Origin of the sequence: Janthinobacterium sp. SUN118 (genome assembly GCF_030397695.1) — a bacterium.
Classification (GTDB): domain Bacteria; phylum Pseudomonadota; class Gammaproteobacteria; order Burkholderiales; family Burkholderiaceae_D; genus Janthinobacterium.
Map to the genome: position 1 here is coordinate 237,515 of NZ_JAPUBV010000002.1, position 13,606 is coordinate 251,120.

Consider the following 13,606-nt stretch of genomic DNA (forward strand, 5'->3'; position numbering starts at 1 on the left):
CTCCTTAATGCGTGGCCATGGCGGGACGGGTGCGCGCCGCTGCGTGCGACATCGCGGCACGGCCAGCCCATGGCAAAAATTCCAGCATCAGCAACAGCAGCGCGATCCACAGGCCGGCCGTGCCGATGATCCCCAGCAAGCCGTCGTTCCCCATCGGCAGGTGGTAGTCGTACAGGCCGGCGCCCGTTTTCGGGATCGTCTGGCCGCCGATGAAGATCGTCCAGCGCATCATCCATGCGCTGTGCAGCGCGATCAGGCCATTGGCCAGGCCGCTCGTGGCAGGACGCCAGATGGCCAGCGCCATCGGCACGATGGACGACAGCACTGCCCAGACGGCCGTGAACTGCCATTGCGGCATGCCGGCCACCTGGGTAAATGCCATGCTGTGGCTGGCGCTCACGCCGGACAGACTGACGAACAGCCAGCCGCCGCCCAGGGCCAGCACCAGCGCCAGCGACAGGGCCAGCGCGCGGTTCAGCGATACTTCGAGCGCCAGCTCGCGGCCCGGCAGGCAGCGGTTGAACAGCAGCGCCAGGCCAACCGCTCCCACAAAGGCCGTGGCGGCAAACTGCGCCGGCAGGAAGGGCGTGAACCACAGCGGACGGGCGCGCACCACCATCACTTCCATGCCCGTGTACAGGCCCACGACGAAGGCGGCCAGCAAGGTGAAGGCGGCGGCGATGACGATGGCGCGGCGCGAGGCGGCGCCACCGCGTCCCAGCAGGCGATAGGCGAAGGCCAGGCGGTCCTGGCCCTGCCCGCGCGCGGCGAAGTCGCTGCGCAGCGCCAGCCACGCATACAGCATCAGGCAGCCCAGGTAGAGGGGAATGAAGAACGAGCCCCACGACATCCACGACTGCGGCTGGAAGTAAAGATAGAAGTGGTAGAAGCGGCCCGGCCCGTGCAGGTCGGCCAGCAGCGCCACGGGCGCCGTCATGCCGCAGACGAGGGACGCCAGCAGCGCGATGCGGCCCAGGCGTTCATACGCCTTGCGGCCGAAGACGAAGTACGGCAGGGTCAGCATGAAGCTGCCGTAACTGAGGCCGATGAGGAAAAAATACTGCACCGCCCACGGCAGCCATGCCGCTTCGCGCGTGACGTTGACAATCTCGGTGATGTGGCTGTCCATGGTTTATTTCCCGTGTTTGCTTGGTTGCCAAAGAGTCGCCTCGCCCTCGACGTGGCCGGCGAAGCGCGTGTCCAGTCCCAGGTAAAACACGTGGGGTTGGGTACCCTGCTCGGGTTTCAGCACCTTCACCTTGTTCTCGGTGAGCAGCTGGTGCACCATGCTTTCCGGATCATTCAGGTCGCCGAAGATGCGCGCGCCGCCCACGCAGGTTTCCACGCAGGCAGGCAGCAGGCCTTCGTCGACGCGGTGCGCGCAGAACGTGCATTTGTCGGCCTTGCCCGTTTCATGGTTGATGAAGCGCGCGTCGTACGGGCAGGCCTGCACGCAGTAGGCGCATCCGACGCAGCGGTCGCCGTCGACGACGACGACGCCATCCTTGCGCTGGAACGTGGCGCCCACGGGACAGACGGGAATGCAGGGAGGATTGGCGCAGTGGTTGCACAGGCGCGGCAGCATGTAGGTGCCGCAGCGGTTCTCTTCCTTGACTTCATAGGTCGAGACGATGGTGCGGAAGCTGTTTTCCGGCACGGCGTTTTCCATGATGCAGGAGACCGTGCATGCCTGGCAGCCGATGCATTTCTGCACGTCGACCACCATCGCCCAGCGCTGTCCGCCCTCGCCCTTCGTTGCAGCCTTGCTCGGCAGCGGCGCGATGGCGGCGCCGATGGTGACGGCTGGCAGGGCGCGCAAGAAACTGCGGCGCGATTCGATCATGGCACTCTCCTTGACGATGGGCGGCAAGCCCTTGTTGACTTGCTGCCATGATAGAAAAGAAGGTGCTACGAGGGTATTGGGGTGATCGGGTGGGAAGCTAGATGATCATGCCAATTGACAGGACCGAAAATGCGGAGTAGGTCGGATTGGCGCGCAAGCGCGTAATCCGACAACCTTGTTGGCAGGGATGGTGGTGGTGTCGGGTTACGCCGTTCCGGCTAACCCGACCTACAACTCATCCAGAGAATACAGCCTGCGGTGCTCGCGGATGGCGTAGCGGTCCGTCATGCCGGCGATGTAGTCGGCGATCTTGCGCGCCTGCTTCGTGACGTCATCGCCGCTGATTTGATAATCGGGCGGCAGCAGCGCCGGTTCGGCCATGAAGCTGTCATACAGTTCGCGCACGATGCGGCTGGCTTTCACGCGCATGCGGTTGACCTGGTAATGGCGGTACAGGTTGGCGCGCAAGAAGCGCTTCAGCTCCGTCGCGTCACGGCGCATGGCGTCCGAAAAACGGATCAGCGGCGGACTGGCGCGCACTTCATTGACGTCGCGTGGCGCGGCCTCCGCAATCAAGCGGTTCGAGGTGACGATCAGGTCGTCGGCCAGCGCCGTAATCAGCCGGCGCAGGGTTTCGTAGATGGCGCGCCGGCCCGACAGGCCGGGAAACGCCTGCTGCACGTCGCGCCACAGGCGGCCAAAGAATTCGACCTCTTCCAGCTGGGCGATGGTGATCAGGCCCGAGCGCAGGCCATCGTCGATATCGTGGCTGTTGTAGGCGATTTCATCGGCCAGGTTGGTCAGCTGCGCTTCCAGCGTCGGCTGCGTGCGGTCGATGAAGCGCTGGGCCACGGGGCCCAGTTCGCGCGCATGCGCCAGCGAGCAGTGCTTCAGGATGCCTTCGCGCGTCTCGAACATCAGGTTCAAGCCGTCGAAGGCGCCGTAATGCTCTTCCAGCGTGTCGACCACGCGCAGGCTTTGCAGGTTGTGTTCGAAGCCGCCGTGGTCCTGCATGCATGCATTGAGCACGTCCTGCCCCACGTGGCCGAACGGCGTGTGCCCCAGGTCATGCGCGAGGGCGATGGCCTCGACCAGGTCTTCGTTCAGGCGCAGGTTGCGCGCGATGGAGCGGCCGATCTGCGCCACTTCCAGGCTATGCGTCAGGCGCGTGCGGAACAGGTCGCCCTCGTGGTTGAGGAAAACCTGGGTCTTGTATTCGAGGCGGCGGAAGGCCGAGGAGTGGATGATGCGGTCGCGGTCGCGCTGGAACTGGCTGCGCGAGGCGTGCGGCGCCTCGGCAAAGCGACGTCCCTGCCCCTGTGCCGAATGGGCCGCATATGGGGCGAGGAAGTCTTCAGGCGTCATGGCTATTGCACTCCGGCGGCCAGGGTGGCCAGCACCAGTTCATGCGGCGCGGACGTGATGCACGGGCTGCCCAGCGGTTTGAGCAGGATGAACTTGATGGCGCCGCCCTCGTTCTTCTTGTCCACTTCCATCAGTTCCAGCCAGCGCTCGACGCCGAGGTCGGGCGCCTTGACGGGCAGGCCGGCGGCGGCGACGAGCATGCGCACGCGCTCGACCATCGCCTGGTCGATATAGCCCATGCGGCAGGACAGGTCGGCCGCCATCACCATGCCGCAGCCGACGGCTTCGCCGTGCAGCCAGTGGCCGTAGCCCAGGCCCGCCTCGATGGCGTGGCCGAAGGTGTGGCCGAAGTTCAGGATGGCGCGCAGGCCGCCTTCGCGCTCGTCCTGGCGCACCACGTCGGCCTTGATTTCGCACGAACGGGCGATCGCATATGCGAGAGCGCCCTTGTCGCGCGCCATCAGCTTGGCCATGTTCGCCTCGATCCAGTCGAAAAACGCCGCATCGATGATGGCGCCATGCTTGATCACTTCGGCCAGGCCCGCCGACAGCTCGCGCGCCGGCAGGGTTTCCAGGGTCGACGTGTCGGCGATCACGGCGCGCGGCTGGTAGAACGCGCCGATCATGTTCTTGCCCAGCGGGTGGTTGATGCCCGTCTTGCCGCCGACGGAGGAATCGACCTGCGCCAGCAGGGTGGTCGGCACCTGCACGAAGCCGATGCCGCGCATGTAGCTGGCCGCCGCATAGCCGGTCAGGTCGCCGATCACGCCGCCGCCCAGGGCCACCAGCGTGGTCTTGCGGTCGCACTTGTTGGCCAGCAGCGAATCGAAGATCTGCATCAGGCTGGCCCAGTTCTTGTATTCTTCGCCGTCCGGCAGGACGATGCTGATCACTTCGCGGCCATCGCTGGCCAGCGCCGCCTGCAGGCGGCCCAGGTACAGCGGCGCGACGGTGGTATTGGTGACGATGGCCACCTTGTGGCCGCTGATATGGCGCAGCAGCGCATCGGCGTCGGCCAGCAGGCCGGGACCGATGGCGATCGGATAACTGCGCTCGTCGAGGTCTACGCTCAACAACATTTTGGATTGCTCGTTCATCGAAGGCTCTGCATGAATGACGCAGTTGGGCGAGGCCTCGCATTCGAGGCTGGCCAGCTGCATCAGGATGGTCTGAACCATCGATTGTACGTTAGGACGGCCTGTGTCGATCACAATGTCGGCCACTTCCATGTAATGGGGCTCGCGCTGCGCCGTCAATTCCTCCAGCTTGCCGCGCGGGTCGGCCGTCTGCAGCAGGGGGCGGTTCTTGTCATGGCTGGTGCGCGCGAGGATGTTGCTGACGCTGGCGCGCAGGTACACGACCGTGCCCCGCTCCTTCAGGTAGGCGCGGCTGTCGGCATTGAGGATGGCGCCGCCGCCCGTGGCCATGACGATGCCCTCCTGCGCGCTCAGGTCGCGGATGACTTCGGCCTCGCGCCGGCGAAAGCTGGCCTCGCCCTCGATTTCGAAGATCCACGGGATGGTCGCTCCCGTGCGTGCCTCGATCTCGTGGTCGGAATCGACGAAGCGCAAGCCCAGCTTGCGGGCCAGGATGCGCCCGATCGTGGTCTTGCCTGCGCCCATGAGGCCTACTAAAAACAGATTTTGCATTTGCTGCGACAATTAATTTGGGTTACGACAATCAGTGGCCTGCCCGTACGGACTGATGACGCCTGGAGGAGAAACATCCAGGCGGTTAAAGTCCGTCGCCAGCCCCGGAAGCAAAGTGTAACCGACATAAGTTGCCTCCGTCCCGGAACTATTGCCCCGAATCGTCAATTCGACGTCCAGCCAGTTGGCCCTGTCGCGCGGATAAGTCAGGGTCACGCTGGCCGTTCCCGTGCTGTCGGTCTTGCCGCCCGTCGACAGATTCAGGGGAATGCCGGGGTCGAGACGGCCATTCCGGTTCAAATCGTTGTTCGGATCCAGGGTGCCGCTGCGGTCCTTGTCTTCATTGTCACATGTCCACGTTGACGCCACAACCCACGCGGCGGCGGCCTGCGAATACTGCAGATAGCCCTTGTAGTAATGACGGGGCCAGGCGGCGGCCGTGATGATCACGTCCGGCACCGGGTTGCCGGCGGCATCCGTGACGAACACGGTGTAGGTCTTGCGATAGGTGCTGCTGTCCGTGGCGTCGAGCGCGTTGCCGCTGCCGGCGCTGATGAACAGCGCCTTCTTCGTCACCGTCAGCTTGACCGTGGCGGCATTGTTCGACACCCCTTGCAGCTGCGCCTGGACGACGACGCCATCGACACCGGTCGTTGCCTGGCCCGCGATATAGCTGACCGTCGCCATGCCATCGCTGTCCGTCGACACCACCGACGGCGAACTGAGGGAACCGTTGCTGGCGTCAGTGAGGATGGAAAAGCCGACCTGGGCATTCTTGACCAGGTTGTTTTGCGGCGTGCCGTCGCGCACAATGGCGCGCAGGGCGCTGCGCTGCGCGCTGCTGCCAGCCGTATTGACGCCGATGACGGCCGGATCGGCTTGCAGGGTGATGCTGGCCTGGGCCGTCAGCGGCGCGACAAATTCCACGTCCGACTGTACCGACACGCCGCTGCCGTCGTACTTCGCCGTGAGCGAGGTCAGGCCGGCGCCGCTGGCCTTGACGTAGGCGATGGCGTTGCCGCCGACCAGCGCCAGCGGCGCCTGCAGCGGAGCAGCGCAGCCCGCGTCCTGGTAAATGGTGCCGCGCGAGGTACTGAAACGCACGTTGCCCGCCTGTGGCACGCCCGCCACATCGCTGTGCACCGCCACCGCATAGCAGGTATTCGTCGTCAGGCTGGTCAGCGCCACATTCGCGCCCGACACGGCATTGATGGTGAAATTCGAGGCATTGATAGCGATAGGCAACAGTACGCTGTCGCCCTGCGCCTTGACGCTGATGCTGTCGCTGCTGCCCGCCTGGGCGTTGTAGCTCAGCACCAGCTGGCCGTTGTTGTCCGTCAGGGCCGGGCTGGCGCCGCCGCCCTTCACCGTCAGCGCATTGAGCTGGGCGCTGAACGCCACCGATTTGCCCACCAGCGGATTGCCGCTCGAATCGACCAGCTTGACCACCATGTCGGTGCTCGTCTTCAGGTTGACCGTGGAAAAGGCGCTGATGACCAGCCTGGTGCCGCTGACGCCGACATCGGTGCTGGCCGTCTGCGCGCCCGCGCTGGCCGTGACCTTGATCGTGCGCAAGCTGGCGTCGCCGCCCGTATTCAGGCTGACCAGCGCCTGCCCCTGCGCATTGGTGCTGACCCTGGTCGCGCCCAGCGCGCCCGAATCGGCGCTGAATGTCACGCTGGCATTGGGCACGACGGCATTGTTGGCATCCTTGACGAAGGCGATCACGTTGACGGCCGTGCCACCCGACGAGGCCAGGGTGCCGCCCGACGACGTCAGCAACAGGCTGGCGATGCCGGAAGTGACGGGCACGACTTTCACCACCACCGCTGGCGATTCCACGCCGGCGCTGCTGGCCTTGATGGTGATGTCGCGCAGCGTAGCGTCGCCCTTGACGCTGAGCTTTTCCGTCACCGTGCCGTTCGCATCGGTGACGCGATTGGTGGTGCTGACGGTGCCCGAACTGGCGCTGAAAGCCACGGTCTGGCCGGACAAGGCGTTATTGCTCGCATTCTTGACGATGGCCGTCAGCACCACTTCCGTGCCGTCCGCGCCCGACGCGGCGATCGTTGTCGCGCTGGCAATCAGTGCCACGCTGCCGACACCGGCATTCGCCCCATCCTTGACGCCCAGGGTGGGATCGCCGCCACCGCCGCCGCAAGCGGCCAGCAAGGCGCCCAGCGCCAGCACGGCCAGCCAATTCAATGCCCTGCTCCAAGAAGTATTGCCTAAAGAAAAATTCCGCATAGTCGCCATCAGTCCGCTTTCGTCTGCATTGTTACTTAAACGTAAAGATGTGACATTAACGTGTTGCTGGCCGATCTGCCACTATTTTCGGCGTAATAAACACCATCAGTTCGGTTTTTTCTTGACTGCGGCCCGTGCTGCGAAAAAAAACGCCGAGAACCGGGATGTCGCCCAGCAGCGGCACCTTGCTGTCCGTGCCCCGTTCGGACTGCTGATAGATGCCGCCCAGGACCACCGTGCCGCCATCCTCGACCATCACCTGCGTGCGCACGTGCTTGGTGTCGATGGCGAAGCCGGAACGGGTTTCCTGGCCCACGCTATCCTTGTTGACGTCCACTTCCAGCACCACGTTGCCGTCCGGCGTGATTTGCGGCGTCACTTCCAGGCGCAGATTCGCCTTGCGAAACGTGATCGAGGTGGCGCCGCTGCTGGTGGCCACCTGGTAGGGCAATTCGATGCCCTGCTCGATCAGCGCCAGTACCTTGTCGGCCGTCACGACACGGGGGCTGGAAATGATCTTGCCCCGGCCATCGGCCTCCAGTGCGGACAGTTCCAGGTTCAGGAAACGGTTGGCCGCCGCCGAAAACAGGCTCAGGGCGAAGCTGGCCGGCGGCACGCCGTTGATGCTGGCGGCAGGCAAGTTGACGAACTGCGTGTTCGGCACGAAGGCGCCGGCGCCCGCCACGGTCTGCCCCGTCGCCTCGCCCACGCCCTGGTAACTGCCGCCGACGGCCACGCGGCGTCCGCTGCCGCCCAGCGAAAAGCCGGGAACGGCTCCCTGCGCCAGGCGCTGGTCGGAAAACCCCAGGCGCGCGCCCAGATTGCGGCTGAAACTGTCGTTGGCCTCGACGATGCGCGCCTCGATCAGCACCTGGCGCGTGGCAACATCCGTCTTGGCGATCAGCAGGCGGATCTGCTCCAGGCGCGCCGGCACGTCGGTGACGAACAGCTGGTTGGTGCGCGGTTCGATCAGCACGCTGCCGCGGCGCGACAGCAGGCGGCTGCGCCCCTCGCCCGCATCGAGGCCGAACACCGTGCGGAACGCCTCGGCCTTCTGGTAATTGAGCTGGAAGATGGCCGATTGCAGCGGTTCGAGTTCCGCGATCTGCGCGCGCTGCTCCAATTCCACCTTTTCGCGCGCGAGGATTTCCTCGCGCGGCGCGATCCACAGCACGTTGCCATTGCGCCGCATGTCCAGGCCCTTCGCCTGCAGCAGCACATCGAGCGCCTGGTCCCATGGCAAGTCACGCAAGCGCATGGTCAGGTTGCCGGCCACGCTGTCGCTGGCGATGATATTTTGCCCCGACACATCGGCCAGCACATGCAGGGCCGCGCGCACGCCCACGTTCTGGAAGTCGACGGAGATTTTCTCGCCCGCATACAGGCGCGGCGCCGTCACCTGCACCACGGCATCGTGGGCGCTGCCGCCCGCATGCAGGCACAGCGCCATGGCCATGCCGAGCAGGCGCGGCTTCATGGCGCCGCCTCGGCCACGCCATCCTTCGCGGCGGCGGCAGCCGTAACAGCAGTGCCAGCAGGAGTAGCGACAGCAGCGGCGCCCGCCGCCTGCAGGGCCAGGCTGCCGCGCCGCTCGCGCCAGGGACCGCCCGCCTCGCGCAGCAGTTCACGATACTGCACGGCTTGCTCGCTGATGCCCGTCACCACGCCATGGTCCTGCCCCAGGTACTGGCCCAGCTCCACCCGGTGCACGCGCTGCCCCGCCAGCAGCAGCGCGCTCAGGCGGCCCGCATGGCGCACGCTGCCCACCATGGACAGGGCCGGCATGGCCACGCTCTCCAGCGCTTCGCGGCGGCGGCGCAAATCCGGACCCGCCACGCCGGCGCCCGCTTGCCCCGACAGGGGCGCACCGAACGGATCGGCAAACCTGGCGCCCTCGTACGCCTGCGGCACGAAGACGGGCGCCGCTTGCCACGCCAGCGGCGCCGCCGGAACCGGCACGGCCGGCAAGCGCGCTTGTGCCGCCCGTTCCTGCGCGTCGGGCAAGCGGTAGGCTTGCAGCACGCCATCCAGGGTCACCATGCCATCCTTGCCTCCGGTCAAGACCACCCCGTGCACGGTCACGATGCGCGGCAGGCGCGCCAGGTCCGCCAGCAACTCGCCCATGGCGTGATAGGCGCCGCGCAACTGCACGGTGATCGGCAGCGCCACATAGTGTTCCTGCGGCTGGGGCGAGCCCGGCTTGAACAGGGTAAATTGCACGCCGCGCGACTGGCCCGCCGCAGTGATATCGCTCAATAGCGCCGCCATCTGCTGGCTGTCCGGCAATTGCTGTTCCAGCTTGGCCAGTTCGGCGCCGGCCTGGCGCTGCCGCTCGCGCCACGCCGGCAACTGGCCCGCGCGGATCCTGGCCAGCTGATAGGCGCTGCGCAGGCGCGCCTCTTCGCCATCCGCAGCGTGCACGGCGGCAAACAGCCCGTCCAGCCAGACGAAGTGCAGCAACGCGGCGGCCAGCGCAGCAACAAGGGCCGCAGCGCTCAGGCGGGCCGGCAACGGCCACAGCGACGCTTTTTTCAGGCTCAGCATGATCAGCCACCTCCCGCTTTCCTGGATGGCGGGGCAGGCGCCGCCGGACTTGTCCATGCCAGCCGTATCGTCCATTCCACGGCGCCCGCGCCCTCGCGCACTTCCAGCAATTCCGGGGCCGACTGCGGCGCCGACTGCGCCAGCGCCAGCAGCAGCGCCGCCACCGCATCCTGCGTGGCGGCCTGCCCTTGCAGGCGCAAGCCCGATGCCTCCTGCCGCACGCCGTGCAGCGCCACGCCCGCCGGCACGGCCCGTGCCAACACGCCCAGCATGGCCACCCAGGCGTTGCGCTGCGCCTGCAGCTGCCCGATGGCTTGCCGGCGCGCCGCCAGCAGCGCCGCCTCGCGCTGCAGGCGCTGGCCGCCGGCCAGCACGCCATCGACCTGCCGCAGGGCGCTGCGCCAGCCTTCCTGGCGCAGCGCCTGGTCGTCGAGCCGCAACTGCAGCCAGGCGCCCGCGCCCAGCGCCAGCAGCAAGCCCAGCACCGCGCCGCCGCCCAGCAGCCACAGCAGCTCCTGCACGCGCCGCCGCCGCGCCGCATGACGATAAGGCAAGAGATTGATGCGCACCACCTGCGCCGCGGCCCTCATCGGGCGTACCGGTGCAGGGCCAGGCCCCAGGCCAGCTGGTACGCCGCGCCGCCATCGGGCAAGCCTTGCCAGCCACCGTGGGCGATGGCCGCCTGGCGCGCCAGCGTTTCGCTATCCATGACGACGGCCAGCAAGCCGGCCGCCGTGGCCACGTCGAGGCGGCGCTGCACGCTGGCGCGCCGCGCCGCCACCAGCAGCACGTCGACCTCCTTGCCTGGCGCGCCGGCCAGTGGCGGCGCCGGCCCGAGCACGAAAAAATCCAGGCTGGCGTCTTCCAGCGCAAACGGCATGTATTGGGCGGCTTCCAGTTCCACGAGGATTTCCAGCTGCTCGTCCGGCAATCCGGCCGGCAGGCGGATCGCGTGCGTGATCAGGGCCGTGGCAGGCATGGCCAGCGCCACGCGGGTACACGCGCTGCCGCTATTGCGCCATGCCTGGCGCACGGCGGCCGCCATGCCGTCCACATCCTCGATATTGCCCTCAAGCATCGCTCCCGGCGCCAGCGCGGCGGCGCCGCAATGGCGGCACGACAGCGTGCCCCGCCGGCGCGCCAGTTCGACGACACGCACGCTGTCTTGCCCCATATCGACGCCGAGCAAACCTGTGGCCAGAAGACTGCGGATGGACATGTTTTTCATGGAGGAATGGGACCATGCGACGGCGGCTGCCATCCAAAATCCTAGTCCCGGCGCCGCCCGCGTGTAAACGGATTTCCCGCCTGTGCCTGCGGCGCGCGGCCACTATCTGGCCCGGCCGTGATCTGGCGCAGGAAAATTGTTACCAAATCCTGGTTGCCAGCGGGCCAATACACGCTTATATAGAGTAGCGACAAGTTCCGACTGTCCCCCCCGGCAAGCGCCACGGCGCGCTGCCACCCCGGCAAGCTCGCTTATAATTGACCGGCATAATTAACCGAAAGACATACGACGCATGACATCTTCAAAATCCGCTGGCACCGCTGGCTCGAAGCCGCCCACCAAGGGCAGCAAACCCAAACGCTTTCTGCTGATGGCCCTGGTATCGTTGCTGGGCCTGGGCATCGTCGGCGTGCTGCTGGTGGTCTTCGGCCTGGCCATGGCGTATCCCAACCTGCCGGCGCTCGATACCTTGACCGATTACAAGCCCAAGATGCCGCTGCGCGTGTTCACGTCCGACAGTGTGCTGATCGGCGAGTTCGGCGAAGAGCGGCGCAACATGGTGCACATCAAGGATATTCCCGATGTCATGAAGAAAGCCGTGCTGGCCATCGAAGATGACCGCTTCTATGAGCATGGCGGCGTCGACTACCTGGGCATCACCCGCGCGGCCCTGCACAACCTGACGGGCGGCGCCAAGCAAGGCGCGTCGACCATCACGCAGCAGGTGGCGCGCAACTTCTTCCTGTCCAGCGAACAGACGCTGAAACGCAAGGCGTATGAAGTCTTGCTGGCCTGGAAGATCGAGAAAAACCTCAGCAAGGACCAGATCCTCGAAGTGTATATGAACCAGATTTATCTGGGACAGCGCGCCTACGGTTTCGCCTCGGCCGCGCAAATCTATTTCGGCAAGAATATCCAGGACCTGACCGTGGCCGAAGCGGCCATGCTGGCCGGCCTGCCGAAGGCGCCGTCGGCCTACAACCCCGTCGTCAATCCTAAGCGCGCGCGCATGCGCCAGCAATACATCCTGCAGCGCATGGCGCAGCTGGGCTACATCACGCCGGCGCAGTACGAAGAAGCGAAAAATGAAGAGCTGAAAGTAAAGACCGACAGCAGCGCCTTCGGCGTGCATGCGGAATACGTGTCGGAAATGGCGCGCCAGCTGGTCTACGAGCAATTCAAGGAAGACACCTATACGCGTGGCCTGAACGTCTACACCACCATCACCAAGGCCGACCAGGATGCCGCCTACATCGCCTTGCGCAAGGGCGTGATGGATTACGAGAAGCGCCACGGCTACCGCGGCCCGGAAGCCTACATCGAGATCCCGAAAACCAAGGCCGAAGCCGATGACGCCATCGAGACGGAACTGGCCGACCATCCGGACAGCGACGATATCATCGCCGCCATGGTGCTGCAGGCGTCGCCCAAATCGTTGCAAGCCGTCACATCGGCCGGCGAGGAAATCACCATCACCGGTCCCGGCCTGACCTTCGGCGCGGCCTGGCTGTCGGAAAAGGCGGCGCCAAACCGCCGCATCAAGCGCGGCGCCGTGATCCGCGTCATGCAAGAAGGCAACACCTGGGTCTTGACGCAGATGCCGGAAGTGCAGTCGGCGTTCGTCTCGGCCAGCACCACCGACGGCGCCATCCGCGCCATGGTGGGCGGCTTCGATTACAACCGCAACAAGTTCAACCACGTCACGCAGGCGTGGCGCCAGCCAGGTTCGGCCTTCAAGCCCTTCATCTATTCCGCCTCGCTGGAACGGGGCCTGTCGCCGGCCACCATCATCAATGACGCGCCGATCTCGTTCGACGCGGGCCAGACGGGCGGCCAGGCGTGGGAACCGAAGAACTACGACAGCAAATACGATGGTCCGATGACCATGCGCAAGGGTCTGATGAAATCGAAAAACATGATTTCCATCCGCATCCTGCACAAGATCGGCGCCAAGTATGGCCAGGAATACGCGACGCGCTTCGGCTTTGACGCCGACAAGAACCCGCCGTACCTGACCCTGGCCCTGGGCGCCGGCAACGTGACGCCGCTGCAGATGGCGGGCGCGTATGCCGTCTTCGCCAATGGCGGCTACAAGATCAACCCGTATTTGATCGCCAAGGTGACCGACAGCGACGGCAATGTGCTGTCGCAAGCCAAGCCGGACCTGGCGGGCGAGGAAGCCAACCGCGTCATCGACGAGCGCAATGCCTTCATGATGAACAGCATGCTCAACGACGTCGTGCGCTTCGGCACGGCCAACAAGGCCATGGCCTTGAAGCGTCCCGACCTGGCAGGCAAGACGGGCACCACCAACGATTCCATCGACGCCTGGTTCGCCGGCTACCAGGCCAAGCTGGTGGGCATCGCCTGGATCGGCTACGACCAGCCGCGCAACCTGGGCAACCGGGAAACGGGCGGCGGCCTGGCCTTGCCGATCTGGATCAACTACATGGCGAAAGCCCTGAAAAGCATTCCCGTCGAGGAGCGCGCCGTGCCGGAAGGCTTGATCCACGTGGGCGACGAGTATTACTATGCGGAAAATCCACCGGGCACGGGCGTAGGCAGCCTGGAAGGCGCGGCGCGCGGCACGCCGGAAGAAGAAAAGGCGAAAGAGGCTGTGAAGAACGAGCTATTTTAAACACGTAGGCCGGGTAGGTCGGATTAGCGCGCAAGCGCGTAATCCGACAACATCGTTGGCGCCGGTGGCGCTGTCGGGTTATGGCCTGCGGC

Annotated in this window: 9 protein-coding genes and 1 pseudogene; 1 reads left to right on the forward strand and 9 read right to left on the reverse strand. The window is 65.7% G+C overall.

Annotation, left to right across the window (positions count from 1 at the left end; all coding sequences use genetic code 11):
- Positions 1 to 4 precede the first annotated feature (4 nt).
- The 9 genes and pseudogenes from nrfD to pilM form a co-directional block, all read right to left on the reverse strand.
- A complete protein-coding gene (gene nrfD, locus O0880_RS16705; RefSeq protein WP_289887547.1) occupies positions 5 to 1,129 on the reverse strand; it encodes an NrfD/PsrC family molybdoenzyme membrane anchor subunit in 1,125 nt (374 codons plus the stop codon).
- 3 nt (positions 1,130 to 1,132) lie between these two features.
- Positions 1,133 to 1,843: a sulfate reduction electron transfer complex DsrMKJOP subunit DsrO gene (gene dsrO, locus O0880_RS16710; RefSeq protein WP_071325638.1), complete on the reverse strand. Its 711-nt coding sequence runs from the start codon at positions 1,841 to 1,843 to the stop codon at positions 1,133 to 1,135.
- A 228-nt stretch (positions 1,844 to 2,071) separates the two neighbouring features.
- The gene (locus O0880_RS16715; RefSeq protein ID WP_289887550.1) at positions 2,072 to 3,208 is read right to left on the reverse strand and encodes a deoxyguanosinetriphosphate triphosphohydrolase; all 1,137 of its coding nucleotides are present in this window, start codon (positions 3,206 to 3,208) and stop codon (positions 2,072 to 2,074) included.
- Positions 3,209 to 3,210: 2 nt separating this feature from the next.
- The gene (gene aroKB, locus O0880_RS16720) at positions 3,211 to 4,857 is read right to left on the reverse strand and encodes a bifunctional shikimate kinase/3-dehydroquinate synthase AroKB (protein WP_289887551.1); all 1,647 of its coding nucleotides are present in this window, start codon (positions 4,855 to 4,857) and stop codon (positions 3,211 to 3,213) included.
- Positions 4,858 to 4,869: 12 nt separating this feature from the next.
- On the reverse strand, positions 4,870 to 7,062 hold the full coding sequence (locus O0880_RS16725) for an Ig-like domain-containing protein (RefSeq protein WP_289887554.1): 2,193 nt from the start codon (positions 7,060 to 7,062) through the stop codon (positions 4,870 to 4,872).
- Positions 7,063 to 7,159: 97 nt separating this feature from the next.
- Positions 7,160 to 8,491 (reverse strand): annotated as a pseudogene (locus O0880_RS16730) (type IV pilus secretin PilQ family protein); the annotation flags it as partial.
- 86 nt (positions 8,492 to 8,577) lie between these two features.
- Positions 8,578 to 9,723: a pilus assembly protein PilP gene (locus O0880_RS16735; RefSeq protein WP_289887555.1), complete on the reverse strand. Its 1,146-nt coding sequence runs from the start codon at positions 9,721 to 9,723 to the stop codon at positions 8,578 to 8,580.
- Positions 9,651 to 10,238 (reverse strand): PilN domain-containing protein, encoded by a 588-nt coding sequence (locus O0880_RS16740; protein WP_289887556.1) that lies wholly within the window; start codon positions 10,236 to 10,238, stop codon positions 9,651 to 9,653. The genes O0880_RS16735 and O0880_RS16740 overlap by 73 nt, the downstream gene beginning before the upstream one ends.
- Positions 10,235 to 10,867 (reverse strand): pilus assembly protein PilM, encoded by a 633-nt coding sequence (gene pilM, locus O0880_RS16745; RefSeq protein ID WP_289887558.1) that lies wholly within the window; start codon positions 10,865 to 10,867, stop codon positions 10,235 to 10,237. The genes O0880_RS16740 and pilM overlap by 4 nt, the downstream gene beginning before the upstream one ends.
- Before the next feature lie 301 nt (positions 10,868 to 11,168).
- Here pilM and O0880_RS16750 point away from each other — a divergent pair, with 301 nt between their 5' ends.
- The gene (locus O0880_RS16750) at positions 11,169 to 13,514 is read left to right on the forward strand and encodes a penicillin-binding protein 1A (RefSeq protein WP_289887559.1); all 2,346 of its coding nucleotides are present in this window, start codon (positions 11,169 to 11,171) and stop codon (positions 13,512 to 13,514) included.
- Positions 13,515 to 13,606 lie beyond the last annotated feature (92 nt).

What these genes read in the sequence shown, in the direction of transcription:
- O0880_RS16740 (WP_289887556.1), bottom strand. Translation starts at nt 10,238, where the DNA reads ATGAGGGCCGCGGCGCAGGTGGTGCGCATCAATCTCTTGCCTTATCGT.
- O0880_RS16750 (WP_289887559.1), top strand. Translation starts at nt 11,169, where the DNA reads ATGACATCTTCAAAATCCGCTGGCACCGCTGGCTCGAAGCCGCCCACC.
- aroKB (WP_289887551.1), bottom strand. Translation starts at nt 4,857, where the DNA reads ATGCAAAATCTGTTTTTAGTAGGCCTCATGGGCGCAGGCAAGACCACG.
- dsrO (WP_071325638.1), bottom strand. Translation starts at nt 1,843, where the DNA reads ATGATCGAATCGCGCCGCAGTTTCTTGCGCGCCCTGCCAGCCGTCACC.
- O0880_RS16735 (WP_289887555.1), bottom strand. Translation starts at nt 9,723, where the DNA reads ATGGACGATACGGCTGGCATGGACAAGTCCGGCGGCGCCTGCCCCGCC.
- O0880_RS16715 (WP_289887550.1), bottom strand. Translation starts at nt 3,208, where the DNA reads ATGACGCCTGAAGACTTCCTCGCCCCATATGCGGCCCATTCGGCACAG.
- pilM (WP_289887558.1), bottom strand. Translation starts at nt 10,867, where the DNA reads ATGTCCATCCGCAGTCTTCTGGCCACAGGTTTGCTCGGCGTCGATATG.
- nrfD (WP_289887547.1), bottom strand. Translation starts at nt 1,129, where the DNA reads ATGGACAGCCACATCACCGAGATTGTCAACGTCACGCGCGAAGCGGCA.